Origin of the sequence: Tepidiforma thermophila (assembly GCF_002563855.1) — a bacterium.
Taxonomy (GTDB): Bacteria; Chloroflexota; Dehalococcoidia; order Tepidiformales; family Tepidiformaceae; genus Tepidiforma; species Tepidiforma thermophila.
In genome coordinates this window covers 2,558,103-2,574,324 of record NZ_PDJQ01000001.1, presented here as the reverse complement: position 1 = coordinate 2,574,324, position 16,222 = coordinate 2,558,103, and the positions used below count along the sequence as shown (strand labels likewise).

General features: G+C 69.3%; 13 protein-coding genes. 5 read left to right on the top strand and 8 right to left on the bottom strand.

Annotated features, from left to right (window positions below; all coding sequences use genetic code 11):
• Nucleotides 1-274 precede the first annotated feature (274 nt).
• Together A9A59_RS12485 and A9A59_RS12480 are read right to left on the bottom strand one after the other, a co-directional pair.
• The gene (locus A9A59_RS12485) at nt 275-1,468 is read right to left on the bottom strand and encodes a flagellin N-terminal helical domain-containing protein (RefSeq protein WP_098504580.1); all 1,194 of its coding nucleotides are present in this window, start codon (nt 1,466-1,468) and stop codon (nt 275-277) included.
• 290 nt (nt 1,469-1,758) lie between these two features.
• Nucleotides 1,759-3,411 carry a flagellin N-terminal helical domain-containing protein gene (locus tag A9A59_RS12480; protein ID WP_133117618.1) on the bottom strand — a complete coding sequence of 551 codons (1,653 nt, stop codon included), beginning with the start codon at nt 3,409-3,411 and terminating at the stop codon, nt 1,759-1,761.
• Between the two features lie 123 nt (nt 3,412-3,534).
• Between A9A59_RS12480 and A9A59_RS12475 the strand changes: the two genes are divergently transcribed.
• The gene (locus A9A59_RS12475; RefSeq protein ID WP_098504578.1) at nt 3,535-3,747 is read left to right on the top strand and encodes a hypothetical protein; all 213 of its coding nucleotides are present in this window, start codon (nt 3,535-3,537) and stop codon (nt 3,745-3,747) included.
• Between the two features lie 5 nt (nt 3,748-3,752).
• Here A9A59_RS12475 and rpe read toward each other — a convergent pair whose 3' ends face one another.
• Nucleotides 3,753-4,418, bottom strand: coding sequence for a ribulose-phosphate 3-epimerase (rpe, locus tag A9A59_RS12470; RefSeq protein WP_098504577.1), 666 nt, complete (start codon nt 4,416-4,418; stop codon nt 3,753-3,755).
• A 63-nt stretch (nt 4,419-4,481) separates the two neighbouring features.
• Here rpe and A9A59_RS12465 point away from each other — a divergent pair, with 63 nt between their 5' ends.
• From A9A59_RS12465 to radA, 4 genes are read left to right on the top strand one after another with little or no spacing between them, the layout of a single operon-like run.
• Nucleotides 4,482-5,321 carry a DegV family protein gene (locus A9A59_RS12465; protein WP_098504576.1) on the top strand — a complete coding sequence of 280 codons (840 nt, stop codon included), beginning with the start codon at nt 4,482-4,484 and terminating at the stop codon, nt 5,319-5,321.
• Complete coding sequence (recG, locus tag A9A59_RS12460; RefSeq protein WP_098504575.1) at nt 5,318-7,762, top strand: ATP-dependent DNA helicase RecG; 2,445 nt, start codon at nt 5,318-5,320, stop codon at nt 7,760-7,762. Before A9A59_RS12465 ends, recG begins: the two co-directional genes overlap by 4 nt.
• Nucleotides 7,763-7,787: 25 nt before the next feature.
• On the top strand, nt 7,788-9,197 hold the full coding sequence (locus A9A59_RS14165) for a hypothetical protein (protein ID WP_165772721.1): 1,410 nt from the start codon (nt 7,788-7,790) through the stop codon (nt 9,195-9,197).
• Nucleotides 9,198-9,222: 25 nt separating this feature from the next.
• Nucleotides 9,223-10,656 carry a DNA repair protein RadA gene (gene radA / locus A9A59_RS12455; RefSeq protein WP_165772720.1) on the top strand — a complete coding sequence of 478 codons (1,434 nt, stop codon included), beginning with the start codon at nt 9,223-9,225 and terminating at the stop codon, nt 10,654-10,656.
• On the opposite strand, the gene rodA is transcribed toward radA, so the two are convergent.
• Genes rodA through A9A59_RS12430 form a run of 5 tightly spaced genes read right to left on the bottom strand, consistent with a single transcriptional unit; the run spans nt 10,579 to nt 16,110 of the window.
• Nucleotides 10,579-11,742, bottom strand: a complete 1,164-nt coding sequence (gene rodA, locus A9A59_RS12450) for a rod shape-determining protein RodA (protein ID WP_098504573.1) — start codon at nt 11,740-11,742, stop codon at nt 10,579-10,581. The two genes, radA and rodA, sit on opposite strands and share 78 nt — an antisense overlap.
• Nucleotides 11,739-13,667 (bottom strand): penicillin-binding protein 2, encoded by a 1,929-nt coding sequence (mrdA, locus tag A9A59_RS12445; RefSeq protein ID WP_098504572.1) that lies wholly within the window; start codon nt 13,665-13,667, stop codon nt 11,739-11,741. The genes rodA and mrdA overlap by 4 nt, the downstream gene beginning before the upstream one ends.
• The gene (locus A9A59_RS12440; protein ID WP_098504571.1) at nt 13,664-14,188 is read right to left on the bottom strand and encodes a hypothetical protein; all 525 of its coding nucleotides are present in this window, start codon (nt 14,186-14,188) and stop codon (nt 13,664-13,666) included. The genes mrdA and A9A59_RS12440 overlap by 4 nt, the downstream gene beginning before the upstream one ends.
• Nucleotides 14,185-15,021 (bottom strand): rod shape-determining protein MreC, encoded by an 837-nt coding sequence (gene mreC / locus A9A59_RS12435; RefSeq protein WP_098504570.1) that lies wholly within the window; start codon nt 15,019-15,021, stop codon nt 14,185-14,187. Before mreC ends, A9A59_RS12440 begins: the two co-directional genes overlap by 4 nt.
• Before the next feature lie 27 nt (nt 15,022-15,048).
• Nucleotides 15,049-16,110 (bottom strand): rod shape-determining protein, encoded by a 1,062-nt coding sequence (locus A9A59_RS12430; protein WP_098504569.1) that lies wholly within the window; start codon nt 16,108-16,110, stop codon nt 15,049-15,051.
• Nucleotides 16,111-16,222 lie beyond the last annotated feature (112 nt).

The window sequence follows — 16,222 nt, the reverse complement described above, 5'->3', positions numbered from 1 at the left end:
GTGACCTGTTCTCCCCTTTGCTGTTCCCCCGGCCTCCTGGCCGGTGCCACCTCGGTGGCAGTGGTGTCAGCTTGGGTATCGCCCGGTTGCAGACCCGCATCCGGGGGCGAAACGGGTGCGTCCGGGTGGCAAACAGGTGGCCGCGGTTGCGGCCTGGGGAACGGCCGGTGACAGGAGGGTGAACGCGCCGCCGCGTCCCCGCTCCGGGACAAACCGAAGCGCCCCTCCCGTCACCGGGAGGGGCGCCTTGGGCGTTATCGGCCGGGCCGGCTGATTACCGGAGGAGGCTCAGGACCGCCTGGCTCGACTGGTTCGCCTGCGCCAGGACCGCCGTGCCCGCTTGCTGCAGGATCTGGCTGCTGACCATCTGCGTCGACAACGCGGCGATGTCGGCATCGCGGATGCGGCTTTCGCTGGCGGTGAGGTTTTCGACGGCGACGCCGAGGCTGTTGACGGTGTGCTCGAGCCGGTTCTGGGCCGCGCCGAGGTCGGAGCGGCGGGTGTTGAGGGTGGTGATGGCGGCATCGATCTGGTCGATGAACGCCTGGGCTGCGGCATTGTCGGCGACAATCGTGGACGCGGAGGTCCAGTCGACGCCGCCGCCGGAGAGGAGGTTGAGGCCGGTGGACTGGGTGGCGCGGACGTCGTTGAAGGAGACGTTCATGACGTCGTAGGCCGTGGTGTTCGCCCCGACCTGGAGCGCGGCGGCGCCGGAGCCGGTGACGACGATGGTGTCGTTGGCGGCGGCGGTGAGGGCGGCGCCGATGTTGTCGGCGGTTTCGCCGGCGGTGGAGGCGAGCTTGATGGAGATGCCGAGCTGGTTGAAGTTCAGGGTCTGGGAGCCGTTGGCGGCGATGGCGGAGACGGTGATGACCTGCGCCTGGCCGTTGGGGCCGGTGAGGGTGAGCTCGTCGGTGGTGGCGTTGTAGGTGAAGGTGTAGGTGCCGGGCTTGGCGCCAGCGACATTGATCTCGGTGGCGATGGCGGCGCCGACGGCGTCATTGACGACGAGGTCGTTGGCGGAGGTGCCGCCGAGGGTGCCGGTGAGGGCGCCGGTGAGGAGGTTCTGGCCGTTGAAGTTGGTGGCGTTGGCGATGCGGTCGATTTCCTGGCGGAGCTGGACGAGCTCGGTGCCGATCGAGGTCCGCGCGGCGGTGTCGTAGGTGTCGTTCGCGGCCTGGACGCCCAGCTCGCGCATGCGCTGGAGGATGGAGTGGATCTCGTCCATGGCGCCTTCGGCGGTCTGGATCATGGAGATGCCGTCCTTGGCGTTGCGGATGGCCTGGCTGTTGCCGCGAATCTGGGCGCGCATCTTCTCGGAGATGCCGAGGCCCGCGGCATCATCGGCGGCGCGGTTGATGCGGTAGCCGCTGGAGAGCTTCTCCAGCACCTTCCCCATCTTCGCTGCCGTGATGTTGAGGTTGCGCTGACCGTTCAGGGCAGCAACGTTCGTGACGATCGAAGACATCCTGCGTCTCCCCTTCTCGTTCTGCCGGGATGCCCCCGGCCCTGCCCCGCGTGTGGATTTGGGCAGGCCTGACGCCTTGGGTATCGGCCCCGTCACGAACGATTAGGGGTGCAGCAAGGGAACTGCCGGGGGTACACCGGTGGAGATTCAGTGCCCCCGGTGGACGCTGCGTGACAATCCCCCGTCCCGGTCATCACTGCCGACCGGCCAGCGCCCCCGCACACGGCAACGGGGAGGTCACCTCGCGTGACCTCCCCGTCCCGGGAGAGCGGCCTCGATCAGGTCGCGGATTAGCTCTGGAGCAGCCTCAGCACCGCCTGCGGCGTCTGGTTCGCCTGTGCCAACACCGCCACGCCCGCCGACTGCAGAATGTTCTGCGCCACCAGGTCGCTCGAGAGCTCGGCGATGTCCGCATCGCGGATCCGGCTCTCGCTCGCCGTCAGGTTCTCCACCGAAACGCCCAGGCTGTTGATCGTGTGCTCCAGCCGGTTCTGCGCCGCGCCGAGCGTGCCGCGCCGGCTGTTCAGCGTCTGGATCGCCCCGTCCAGCGCGCTCATCAGGTTGTGCGCGTCCTGGATCGTCTTCACCACCTGGTCCCCCAGTGTCGTGATCAGCCCCGACGACCCGCCCAGCTTGTAGGCCGGCGAACCAAGGTTCTCGCTCAGCATGCTCACGAACTCCAGCTGCAGCGTGTCCGGCACGTTCGCCCCCACCTGGAGCGTCGACGTGTTCCCCGTCCCTTCGATGATGATGGTGTTGTTCGTCGCCCCCGTCAGGTCGGTGATCACCTGCGCTGCCGTCCGCCCCGCCGGCCCCGTCTGCAGCGTCACGCTCACCCCGAGCTGGTTGAAGTCGAGCGTCCGCGTCTCGTTCGGCGCCATGTTCGTGATCGTCAGCGTCTGCGAGGTCCCGTCCGCGCCCGTCAGCGTCAGCTGCCCGGCACCCGGCGAGGTGAACGTGTAGGTCTGCGGCCGCGCCGTCGTCGCGGTAATCGTCGTCGCCGTCAGGCCGTTAATCGAAAGGTTCTGGTTGCCGCCAACCGCCATATCGGCCAGGAAGCTCGTCCAGCTGTACGGGTTCGGGTCGGTCGTAATCGTCAGCGTGAACCCGTTCGAGAACACCACCGACCCGGCCGAGCCGCCCGCAATCGATGAGCCCGAGGCGAAGCCGGCTGCCGTCGCCACCAGCGTCCCGCTCGCGCCGCCCAGCCGCATCTCCAGCACCCCGCCGTTGTTCACGAACACGTAGTCGCCAGCAGGCGCCGTCGCGAAGGTCACCGTGCGGGTGCCGCCCGACGGCAGCGAGTCGCCCGAGACCAGGTGGGTGCCGCTCGCGCCGGCATTCACGTAGCCGATGGTCTCGCCCTGGACCAGGTTGGTGCCCGCCACGCCTGCCGCCACGCTCGAGAGCGCGCCGGTCAGCACCTTCTGGCCGTTGAACTCCGTGCTGAAGGCGATCCGGTCGATCTCCTTCCGCAGCTGGACGATCTCCTCGCCGATGCTCGTCCGCTCCGGCCCGTTGTCCGCATACGTCCCGTTCGCCGCCTGGACTGCCAGCTCCCGCATCCGCTGGAGAATGGCGTGCACTTCGTCCATCGCGCCTTCGGCCGTCTGCAGCATCGAAATGCCGTCCTGCGCGTTCCGGAGCGCCTGCTTGTTGCCCCGGATCTGCGCCCGCATCTTCTCGCTGATGGCGAGCCCCGCGGCATCGTCCGCCGCCCGGTTGATCCGGTAGCCGCTCGCCAGCTTCTCGAGCGTCTTCCCCATCTTCAGGCCCGTCCGCGCAAGGTTCCGCTGCCCGTTGATGGCGCTCACGTTCGTCATGATCCGGGTCATTGTCGTCTCCTCCGGTTCTCCCGGTTCGTGATTGCTCCCGGCGAGGTTGCCGCCCTCCCGGGCTTCTACGGTGACAATCGGGTGAACACGGTGGACGTTGAGTGACAATCCGCACCTCTCGCCCAAAATCAGGGTTTGCCCCCATTCGGTCCCCGGTGCTGCGGCCGTTCGCCCGCACCCGTGCGCGGCGCCTGTGTCATGATGGAAAGACACCCGCCGACGGAGGTCCCCATGCGCACCACAGACGACTGGATCGCCCGCCACGTCCCGGATACGCAGGAAGCCATCCGCCAGGCCCTCGATATCCTCGACCGCTACGGCTACACCGCCGCCGACCTCGACTACCTGCTCTACGAAGGCCAGACGACCGAGCACGACCCCGAACTCGAGGAGGCGATCGGTCTGCTTGCTCGCCTCCGCGAGGCCGGCATCAAAATCGGCTGAGCCCCTTACCCGGCGCTCGCCGCCCGCCGCAGCTCCGCCAGGTTTTCGGCCACGCTCTTCTCCGCGTTATAGACCGACGAACCGCACACCAGCACCGTTGCGCCTGCCCGCACGCAGGCGGCAGCGTTGTGCGCCTTCACGCCCCCGTCGATCTCGATGTCCGCCCTGAAGCCGCCCGCATCCAGCAGCCGCCGGATCTGCGCCACCTTCTCCAGCTGCCGGAGGATCATCTGCTGGCCGCCCCAGCCCGGGTTGATCGTCATCACCATCACCTGGTCCACGTCCGGCAGCGACTCCTCGATCGCGGCCACCGGCGTCCCCGGGTTGATGCACACACCGGCCTTCTTCCCCAGCCGATGGATGGCGTCGATCGTCCGGTTGATGTGCGGTGACACCTCGATGTGCACGTTGATGATGTCCGCCGTGTCCGCAAACTGCTCAATCAGCCGCTCCGGCTCCACCGTCATCAGGTGGATGTCGAACGGCAGCGAGGTTACCTTCCGCAGGGCCTCCACCACCAGTGCACCAAACGTAATGTTCGGGACGAACCGCCCGTCCATCACATCCAGGTGCAGCATATCCGCGCCGCCTGCCTCCGCGGCCCGGACCTCGTCCGCCAGCCGCCCGAAATCTGCAGTCAATATCGATGGCGCTAGCTTTACTGTTGCCACGCCGCCTATTCTACCCGCCGATCCGCAGGCCTTATACTCTCCCGCATAGGCGCCTGAACATTTATGACCGTTCGCATCGTCACCGATTCCACCTGCGACCTCCCGCCCGACCTCGTCGCAGCGCACGGCATCACCGTCGTGCCCCTCACCGTCATCTTCGGCGAACAGGCCTTCGAAGACGGCGTCACCATCACACCGGTTGACTTCTACCAGCGGCTCCGCACCTCCCCGGTCCTCCCTCGTACCAGCCAGCCCTCCGTCGAGCGCTTCCAGCAGGCCTACCGCGCCGCCGGCGCCGACGGGGCCGATATTGTCTCCATTCACATCTCGTCAAAGCTCTCCGGCACGCTCAATTCCGCCTCAGTCGCCCGCGAAACACTGAAGCACGACCTCCACATCGACCTTATCGATTCCTACAACGTCAGCGTCGGCCTTGGCCTCATCGTCCTCGAAGCCGCCCGCGCCGCCGCCGAGGGCGCATCCCTCCCCGAGGTCGTCGCCGTCGCCCGCCGCGCCATGGACCGCGTCACCGTCTACGTCGCCGTCGACACCCTCGAATATCTCCAGCGCGGCGGCCGCATCGGCCGCGCCCGCTCGCTGCTCGGCTCCATCCTCAGCATCAAGCCCATCCTCACCGTCGACCAGGGCGAAGTCGCCCCCTTCGAGCGGGTCCGCACCCGCGCCCGCGCCCACGCACGCATCCTCGAGCTCGCCGCCGCCATGCCGCGCGCCAAAGAGCTCTTCATCGCCCACGGCGACCTCCCCGCCGAAGCCGCTGCCGCCGCCGAAGGGCTCCGGCCCCGCCTGCCCCATACCACCCTCCACACGGCCTACCTTGGCCCTGTCGTCGGCACCTACACCGGCCCCGGCGCCTTTGGGGTCGCCGCCCTCGAGCGCGAATGACCGCCCCCCGCACACTTGACCCCGCGCGCCTCCGCCGCGTCTTCGAACTTGAACGGCAGGGCGGCTGCCGGAACACCGCCGTCATCGGCGGCCTCGACCGCTTCCTCGTCCAGCTCGCCGAAGACGGCCACCTCCGCAACTCCCCGCTCGCTGCCGCAGCCCGGCAGCTCCCCCCCGGCGGCTACCGCTCCCTCTCCCCGGACGAGCGCGAGCGCTGGGTCGATGCAGTTCTCGCGGCCCTCGCCGGCGGCGCACCGCGCCCCGCCTCGGCCGCGCCGAAAGCCGTCCCCGGCCGCCAGCGCGCGGCCCGCCCCGCCGACCCGCCGCCCCCGCCCCTCGGCCCCGCCTGCCCGCTCACCGACCTCCCCGGCGTGAGCCGCGCCATCGCCGCACGCTTCGAAAAGCTCGGCGTCACCACCGTCGGCGATGCCGCCTTCCTCTTCCCCCGCCGCTTCAACGACTACACCAACCTCCGCCGCATCGCCGACCTCGAACCCTCCTCCACACTCCAGACCATCGTCGCTGACGTGCTTGAGGCCGCCGAGTTCAAGGCGCGCGGCCGCCTGCGCGGCACCCGCGCGCTCGTCTCCGACGGCTCCGCCGCCCTCCCCGTCATCTGGTGGAACGCCCCCTACGTCGCTCGCGCCCTCAAGACCGGCGACCGCCTCGTCCTCGCCGGCCGGGTCCGCAGCTACCGCGGCCGCCTCCAGCTCGAGAACCCCGAGTTCGAGAAGCTCGAGCGCGCCGGCGATAGCTTCGCCCGCCTCGAACCGGTCTACCCGGCCACCGCCGGGCTCGGACAGAAGACCATCCGCACCGTCGTCGCCCGCGCCGTCGAGGCCGTCGCCGACGCCGTCGTCGACCCCGTCCCCGGCTGGCTGCGCGAACAGGAGCGCATCCCCGGCATCGCCGCCGCCATCCGCACCTACCACGCCCCGGCGAAACCCGACGACGCCGAGCGCGCCCGCCGGCGCCTCGCCCTTGGCGAGTTCCTCGCGATCCAGTGCGCCGTCCTCCTCCGCCGCGCCGAATGGCAGCGCAATGTCGACGCCCCCTGCATCGACCTCGGCGCACTGCGCCAGCCATTCATCGAAAGCCTTCCCTTCCCCCTCACCCGCGCCCAGCTGCGAGCCCTCGCAGACATCGAACGCGACCTCCGCGGCCCCAACGCCATGCTCCGCCTCCTCCAGGGCGACGTCGGCTCCGGCAAGACGGTCGTCGCCTTCGCCGCCATGCTCGCCGCCGTCGCCGCCGGGTACCAGGCAGCCCTCATGGCGCCCACCGAAATCCTCGCCGAGCAGCACTACCGCTCCCTCGCCCGCCTCCTCGGCGGCGGCGAACTCTCCGCCCTCGATGGCGTCTTCAGCCCCTCGTGGCTCGGCCGCAGCCTCCGCGTCCTCCTCGTCACCGGCTCGCTCACCCCGGCCCAGCGCGCTCAGGTCCGCGGCGATGCCATCCACGGCGGCGCCGATATCGTCATCGGCACCCACGCCCTCATCGAAGACGACCTCCAGTTTCCCCGCCTCGGCCTCGCCATCGTCGATGAACAGCACCGCTTCGGCGTCATGCAGCGCGCCCGGCTCCGCCAGAAAGGCCGCAACCCGCACCTCCTCGTCATGACCGCAACGCCGATCCCCCGCACCCTGGCTCTCACCGTCTACGGCGACCTCGAAGTTTCGACCCTCGACGAACTCCCACCCGGCCGCCAGCCCATCCGCACCCGCTGGTACCGCCCCGACGAACGCCCCGATGCCTACCGCTTCCTCCGCAAGCGCCTCGATGCCGGCGAACAGGCCTACATCATCTGCCCGCTCGTCGAAGAGTCCGAATCCCTCGATGTCCGCTCCGCCGAGGAAGAGTACGAGTACCTCCGCACCGGCCCGCTCGCCGGCTACGCCGTCGAACTCCTCCACGGCCGCATGTCCGCCCGCCAGAAGGACGACGTCATGACCCGCTTCGCCCGCAACGAGGCCCAGGTCCTTGTCTCCACCAGCGTCATTGAGGTCGGCATCGACGTCCCCAACGCCACCGTCATCGTCATCGAAGGCGCGGAACGGTTCGGGCTCAGCCAGCTCCACCAGTTCCGCGGGCGGGTCGGCCGCGGCGCCAAACAGAGCTACTGCCTCCTCTTCTCCAGCGAAGAGGACCCCGGCCCCGACGCCCGCGAACGCCTCAACGCCATGTGCGAAACCACCGACGGCTTCGCCCTCGCCGAGGTCGACCTCCGCATGCGCGGCGAAGGCGAAACCTGGGGCCGCCTCCAGAGCGGCACCAACACCATGCTCCGCGTCGCCCGCCTCACCGACCGCGACATCCTCCTCCGCGCCCGCGAACTCGCCGCCCGCATCCTCGAACGCGACCCCCGGCTCGAACTCCCCGAGCACGCCGCCCTCGCTGCCGCTGTCCGGCCCTTCCTCGACCGTGCCGCCGAAGCCAACTGAGGCCCCGTCCGATATGCTGCCGCGGATGCGCCGGAGGCTCGCGAGCGGGGCAAGGACAAACTGGCCACTCCTGCTGACCCTCGCAGCCGCCGTCACCGCCTTCGCGCCTTCGCTCACCTCCCCGTTCTGGCTCGACGACTACTTTTACCTCCTCGCCGCCCGCGAACTCTCCACCCCCGACTACGTCCGCGCCGTCTTCACCCCCTGGGGCAGTGAGCCCCTGCTCCCCTTCACCCGCGACTTCTGGCGGCCGCTCGCCTTCCTCTGGTTCGAACTGCTCCAGCCGCTTGCAGGCGGAAACCCGCTGCCCTACCACCTCCTTGTCCTCGCCGGCCACCTCGCCGCCGTCGTCCTCACCTGGCTCGTCGCCGCCCGCATCGACGAGCGCCGCGCCGTCCGCGCCATCGCCGCCGGCATCGTCGCCGTCTACCCGGGCACCTACCAGGCCGTCACCTGGATCTCCTCGGTCAACAGCATCGCCCTCCCGCTCGCCCTCGGGGCATGGCTCGCGTTCCTCTACGGAACGGACCGCCCGGGTAAGGTCCGCTGGCGGCCCGTCGTCCTCGCGGTCCTGCTCCTCGCCCTGGCCGTCATGACGCGTGAATCCGGCTGGGTCGCCCTCCCCGTGATCGCCGGCTGGCACCTCGCAGTCACCTGCCGATGGCAGCTCCGGAGCCGCGCTGCCTGGCTGCCGCTCCTCCCCTTCGCCGCTCTCGCCGTCGCCTACGCCGTCATCCGCACCCGCCTCTTCACCGAGCCCCTCGCCAACCGCGAGATCTTCGACTGGGGCAACCACGCCTGGCGCAACTACCGCACCCTCCTCGAACTCCTCCTCTTCCCTTTCCGCGAGCGGGTCGAGGGGCTCCACGGCTGGCGGAAGCTGCTCCAGGAAGTCTCCGCCCCGGTCATCCCGCTCCTTACGGTTGCCTGTGCCCTGCTCGGCCGGTGGCGCCCGGCAGTGCTCCTCGTCGGCGCGCTGATCTCCCTCCTCGCGGTTGCCCCGAACCTGCTCGGCATCGGCCCCCGCTACCTCTACTTCACCGTCCCGTGGGTCGCCCTTGGCCTCGCCATCGTCGCGGCCGACCTCCTCGCGCTCCTCCCCCTCCGCCTCCGCACCGCTGCACCCGCTGCCGGCATCCTCCTCCTCGGCTTCGGTACTTTCGCCACGTTCGACCGCATTGACGAGTGGACCGCATGGGGGCCCGGCCAGCAGCAGCAGTGGGTCGACGCCCTGCGCGCCCGGCACCCGGAGCTCCCGCCCGGCGCGACTGTCTACTGCACCGGCAACGTCCCCGGCTGGCTCACCCTCTTCGACGGCGTCAACCTCGCCCCTGCCGTCCGCTGGTACTACCCGGACGCCGCCGGCGCTGTCTACATCCCGCCCGGCATTCGCCCCGAACTCGGCCCCGGCGACGTCCTCTTCGTCGCGCCCTGACGCCGGCCGCCCCTATACTCGCCGGGTGCCCCGCACCGAACGCGGCTACCGCTGCTCCTCCTGCGGCTGGACGACCGTCGCCTACGTCGGCCGCTGCACCCGCTGCCACGCCTGGAACACCCTCGAGCCGTTCGCCGATGCCCCCCGGGGGACCGCTGCCTCCAGGCGTGCCGGTGCCGTGGCCCCGGCCGCCTCGCTCGTGCGCCTCGGCGCCGTCGAGGGCGATACCGCCGAACGCCACGCCACCGCCATCTCCGAGCTCGACCGCGTGCTCGGCGGCGGCATCGTCCCCGGCTCGCTCATCCTGGTCGGCGGCGACCCCGGCATCGGCAAGTCCACCCTCATGCTCCAGGCCGCTGCCAGCCTTGCCCGCGGCGGCCTCCGCGTGGCCTGCCTCTGCGGCGAAGAATCGCCGCGCCAGGTCCGCATGCGCGCCGAACGCCTCGGCGTCGCCGATGCCCCCGTCGACCTCATCGCCGACCCGTCCCTCGATGCCGCCCTCGCCGCTGCCGAGTCCGCCGGCATCGACGTCCTCGTCGTCGACTCCATCCAGTCCGTCACCGTCGAAGGGCTCGAGTCCCGCGCCGGCGGCCCCGCCCAGCTCGCCGAAGCCGGCGCCCGCCTGCTCGCCTTCGCCAAGGGGACCGGCACCGCCACGCTCGTCACCGGCCACGTGACCAAGGGCGGCGAGGTCGCCGGCCCGAAGCTCCTGGAGCACCTCGTCGATGTCGTCCTCTACTTCGAATCCGCCGAAGGCGGCGTCCTCCGCCTCCTCCGCGCCGTCAAGAACCGCTTCGGCGCCACCGACGAACTCGGCCTCTTCGAAATGACCGGCACCGGCCTGCAGAGCGTCGAGAACCCGAGCGCCGCCTTCCTCGCGCCGCACACACCCGGTGCCTCCGGCTGCGCCATTACCGCCGTCATCGAAGGCTCCCGCCCCCTTGCCGTCGAGGTCCAGGCCCTCGCCGTCCCGTCCTCCCTCGCCGCGCCGCGCCGCATCGCCGCCGGCATCGAACCCGCGCGCCTCCACCTCCTCCTCGCCGTGCTCGCACGCCGCGGCGGTATCCCCTCCGGCGCGCTCGATATCGTCGCCAGCGTCTCCGGCGGCCTCCGCCTGCGCGACACCTCCGCCGACCTCGCCATCTGTCTCGCCCTCGCCTCTGCCATCCGCGACCGCCCGCTCCCGGCCGGCACCGCCTTCCTCGGCGAACTCGCGCTCTCCGGCGCCGTCCGCCCCGTCCACCAGGCGAACCGCCGCCTCGCCGAACTCGCCCGCCTCGGCCTCCGCGGCGCCGTCGTCCCGGCCGGCACCCCCACTGTCGAGGGGCTCCAGCTCACCCGGGTCGCATCTCTCGCCGATGCGCTCGAACGGGTGGGGCTCTCAGGTCTGCCGGTACGAGCGATGCCGCATCACGATGCTCTGCAGCAGCCCCAGCGAGGCGAACAGGCTGACCAGTGACGACCCTCCCTGGCTAACAAACGGCAGCGGAATGCCCGTCACCGGGAACAGGCTCACGTTCACCGCAACGTTGATGAACGTCTGCATCAAGATCAGCATCGTGATGCCGACGGCGACCAGCTGCCCCGCCGTGTCGCCCGCCAGTTGCGCTGCCCGTACCCCGCGCATCAGCAGCAGAATGAAGAGCGCGAACAGCACCATCGCGCCCACGAAGCCGAATTCCTCGCCCAGCAGGCTGAAGATAAAGTCCTTCGTCGCCACCTTCAGGTACTCCAGCTGCGTCTGGTCGCCCTGCATGTACCCCTTGCCGAACAACTGCCCCGACCCCAGCGCAATCTGCGACTGCAGAACGTTATAGCCCGCATCAAGCGGGTCCTCGTTGGGGTCGACCAGCACCGCCACCCGCTCCACCTGGTAATCCGCAATCGCGAACGTCCACACAAACGGCAGCACCGCAAGAAATATCGCCCCCATCACCACAAGGTGACTCCGGTTCGCTCCGGCAATCACCACAATCCCCAGCCAGATGCCCCCGAACACAATGCTCGTCCCCAGGTCGGGCTGGATGAACACCAGCCCCGCCAGCGGAGCCACAATCGCCAGCGACAGCAGCAGCGAGCGCAGGTCGCGCGCATCGCCCCCGTGCTCCGAAAAGAACCGCGCAAGACACAGGATCGCCGCCACCTTCGCAAACTCCGACGGCTGCACCTGCACCGGCCCCAGGTCGAACCACCGCGTCGACCCGTACGCCGTGCTCCCCAGCGCAAAGAGCGCCACCAGCGACAGGATCGAGAGCCCGTACAGCAGCCACGCGTAATGCAGGAACCGGTGGTAGTCCACCCGCGAGATGGCCAGCATCACTGCGATGCCGACCGCCGCGAACAGCGCCTGCTTCGCCACCGGGCTCGAGAGGCTGGTGATCGGCCCGTCGTACCACGGCCGTGACCCGCTGTGGATGAGCGCCAACCCGCACCCGACGAGCGCCAGCGCAGCACCCACCATCACGTAATCGAACCGGTCCCAGCCCCGCCAGAACGAGGTCCCCGCCCGCGTGCGCCCAAAGCTGCCGAAGGTCAGGCTCGTCACCGGCGTACCTTTTCCATGTAATAGTCGATAATCTTCCCGGCCACCGGCGCCGCCTTGTCGCCGCCGACGCCGATATCGAAGTACACCGTCACCACGATCTCCGGGTCATTGTAGGGCGCGAAGCCCGTGAACCAGGCGTGCTGCGACTTCGTCCCGTCCGGCTTGAAGAACTCCGCCGTCCCAGTCTTCCCGGCCACCGTCGTCCGTGAACTCGCGGCCCGCGCCCCGGCCCCGTACTGCACCGAACCGAGCATCCCCTCGCGCACTACCTCCAGCCACCGCGGGTCAACATCGACCCTCTCGCCTTCCGGGGCAATCGTCCGGACCACCCTGCCGTCTGGCCCAATGACTGCGTCCGCTACGTGCGGCACCGGGAGCGTCCCGCCGTTCGCAATCGCCGCCGTCATCCGCGCGATCTGGAGCGGCGTCGCCAGCACATCCCCCTGGCCGATCGCTGTGTTGTAGGTATCGCCCAGGAACCACTCGTTCTCGCCCGGCGCAAAGCCCTCGCCGACCTTCGTCCGCCGCTTCCACTGCGGGTCGGGCACGCGCCCCGGCGATTCGCCGAACAGGTCGATGCCCGTCGGCTTCCCAAACCCGAACTTCCGCGCCCACGCCGCCAGCACCGCGCCCGAGGTCTCGACATCCTTGCCCAGCCCGCGCTGCCGCTCCAGGTCGCCGCCCGCCGTCAGGAAGAAGAATACGTTCGACGACCACGCAATCGCCGTCCGCACGTCCATCACCATGTTGTGGCAGCGCCAGTCGGGGTAGTTATAGATGACGTCGTTCTCGCCCTTGATGTCGAGGCTGCAGCCGATCTGGAAGGCCGTGTTCGGCGTAATGCTCCCCTCCGCCAGCCCCGCGGTCGCCGTCACCAGCTTGAAGGTAGAGCCCGGCGCCGCCGGGTTCAGTGCCTTGTTCAGCAGCGTGTAGGTCACCGTGTCGTTCTGGATGCGCAGCAGTTCATCCGCCCGGCGCTCCGCATCCGCGTAGACGTTGTTGTCGTACGTCGGGATCGAAACGAGCGCATACACCTGCCCGGTCTTCGCATTCATCACCACCGCCGCAGCCTGCTTCGCATCGCCCCAGCCGGTACCGTTGTCCTCCATCGAAGCCTCAAGCAGCTCCGCCACGTAGCGTTGCAGGCCCGCATCGATGTTCAGCCGCAACGTGTTTCCCGGTACCGGGTCCTGCTGCCCGAGCAGCGTAATCAGCTTCCCCTGCGCATTCTGCTCCGCCGCCGTGTACCCAATCTGGCCGCGAAGGTCCGCCTCGTACCATGCCTCGATCCCCTCCTTCCCCACCGGTTCGTTCAGCTGGTATCCCCTCTCGCGCAGCCGCTTCGCCTCCTCCGCCGTCTGCGGCCCGATATACCCGAGGACGTGGGAGAATGCCGCACCGGCCGTGTACAGCCGCCCCGGCGTCACCTCGAGGCTCACCCCCGGCAGGTCCGACGACGCCTCCTCCAGCGCCAGCGCTGCCTCCCGCGGCAGATTCGTCGCTATCCGGATGGCAATGTAGTCCCGCCCCGCTGCAATCGCCTCATCGACCTTCGTCTGCACCTCCAGCGGCGACACCCCGATCAGCTCCTGCAGCCGCAGGTAAATCCGGTAGCGCGCCTCCGGCGACGCCGGCAGCATCTCCGGCAGGATAGTCGCCGCGTACACCCCGACGTTCTTCACCAGCGGCTCCCCATTCCGGTCCGTAATCAGCCCCCGCGTCGGCAGGATGTTCGTCCGGACGATGTGGTTCTCCCGCGACCGCTGCGCAAACTCCTCGCCCCGCAGGATCTGCATATCAACCAGCCGCACCGTCAGGATGGCGAAGAGGAGCAGGATGAACGCTCGCAGCACCGCCACATTGCCGTGCGGCCGGTTGCGGGACGGCCCCGCAGGCGTGCGCAGCCCTTCACCCAGCAGGCTCATCGGTAAGCGAAGTACCTTCCCCGCTGCAGCCGGAAGCTGCCCCCTTCGAGGCCCGCCAGCCGCAGCGGCAGATAACAGATCGTCAGGAGGAGCACATCCAGGAACAGCCCCGGCAGCAGCACGTCAACCAGCAGCGGCCCGAACAGCGCCGGTGCCCCGCCAAGCATCGCGCCGATGGCCAGCACGCTCCGCGCCAGGACCCCGGCCCCGGCAAGCACCAGGTACGTCCGTGCCGCATGCCCCAGCGGCAGCGGCCCATCCTCGAGCAGTGCGCCGAGCGGCAGCACCGGCAGATAGGCGATGAGCAGCAGCCCGGCATCCCGGTCCGCCAGCATCCCGTGCATCACCGCCGCCAGCGGCGTCAGCACCATCACCGGCACCGGTCCGCTGAACGCCGCAACCAGGCAGAGGCTCAGCAGCACCAGCTCCGGCACCGCCCCGTCGACCGGGAAGAGCGGCGCCACCGTCACCTGGCCGATCGCCGCCCCGAAGACCAGCGCAACCAGCGCTAGCGGCTTCACGGCCCCGCCTCCAGGTCCAGCCGTTCCGGCACGAAGCTCATCAGCACGAGCACCGTCGTTGCGGTCCCCAGCCGCGTTAGCGGTTCCACCCGCACCTTCGGAAACAGGTCCTGCGTCGTACCCTCCACCGATGTCACCGTACCGATGGGGATACCGTACGGGAATGCGCCCCCGAGCCCGGCCGTCACAATCGTGTCGCCAACCTTGATATCCCCTTGCGCCATGTCGAGCGTCAGCGTCCGCCCCGGGTTGCCGCGCAAAATACCGTCAGCGCCCTCTCCGCCCAGCACCGCTGCCCGCACGTTGCTCCGCGTGTCGGTAATCAGCCGGACAAATGACCGCGTCGGCGTCACCCGCGTCACCGTGCCCATCAACGACCCCTGCGTCGATGTCACCACCATCCCCTTCACGATACCGTCGTTCGAACCGCGGTCGATCGTAATCACATCGGTGAACGGCGAGCTGTCGCGGTGGACCACGTTCGCCGCAAGCCGCGACTGCGAGGTGTCGCCCTGCGCCAGCCCGAGCGCCGCCTCCAGCTCCTTAATCCGCTGCGCGTCCTGCTGCCGCTGCGCCAGCTCATTCCGGAGCCCTTCGTTCTCGACGCGCAGCCGCGCGTTCTCCGCCCGCAGGTCGTCCACCTCGCCCGCGCTCGAAAGCAGCCCCGCCACGGGCCGGAAGATCCCGCTTAGCACCGCCTCGAACGGTGACGTGACCCGCAGGAAAATGCCCTGCACCGGGCTCAGCACGCCGACCTGCCCGGCGATCCCGAGCAGAATCGCCAGCCCCACCATGGCTCCCAGCCACCACGAGTACCGGTTCAGAATGAGCATGACGGTCCCTCGAGGCGCACGGCGATGCTACCGCCCGGGCCGTCGCGACACCAGCTGCGACTGCACCTTCTCCAGCAGCGCCGATTCTTCCAGCACTTCGCCCGCGCCCCGCACGACACAGAGCAGGGGGTCCTCCGCCACATACACCGGGAACCGCGTCTCCTGCGAAAGCCGCCGGTCGAGCCCCCGCAGCAGCGCACCGCCCCCCGCAAGCGCAATCCCGTGCGCCATCAGGTCGCTCACCAGCTCCGGCGGCGTCACTTCAATAGAGGAGCGGACCGCCTCCACAATCGCCGCAATCGAACCCGCCAGCGCGTCCCGGATTTCGACGGTGCTCACCTCGACCGATTTCGGCAGCCCCGTGGCAAGGTCGCGCCCCCGGATTTCGATCGTCTCCTCCGGGTCCAGCGGCGCCGCTGAACCCGCCAGCTTCTTGATCTCCTCCGCGGTCCGCTCGCCGATGAGCAGGTTATGCACCTGCCGCGCATACGCGATGATGTCCTGGTCCATCTCGTCGCCGGCAACGCGGATCGACGTGCTCACGACCATGCCCCCGAGCGAAATGACGGCCACCTCCGTCGTGCCGCCGCCGATGTCGACAATCATGCACCCGGCCGCGTCCATGACCGGTAAACCGGCGCCGATCGCCGCCGCCATCGGCTCCTCGATGAGGTAGCACGCCCGCGCGCCCGCGTTCAGCGCCGCGTCGTGCACCGCCCGCTTCTCAACCTCCGTCACGCCGCTCGGGATGCCCACCACCACCCGCGGCTGCGCCAGGAAGCTCCGGTCGTGCACCGCCCGGATGAAGTAGCTCAGCATCTTCTCGGTGACTTCGAAGTCCGAAATCACCCCGTCGCGCAGGGGCCGCACCGCCACAATGTTCGCCGGAGTCCGGCCCACCATCCGCTTCGCCTCGGCGCCAATCGCCAGGATCTTCTTCGTCGTCCGGTCGATCGCCACCACCGACGGCTCGTCGATGACGATCCCCCGGCCTTTCACCATCACCAGGGTGTTCGCCGTCCCCAGGTCGATGGCGATATCGTGCGATAAAAACCCAAACAGCGAACCGAAAATATTGGGAAACGCCAAGGGCGTGAACCTGTCTTCCGAACCGCAGAAACCCGCGGGGTAGTCAGATTCAGAGTATACCCGCCATCACCACGCCCGGCGAACCGCGCCACATTCCGTGCTTCGAAAACGG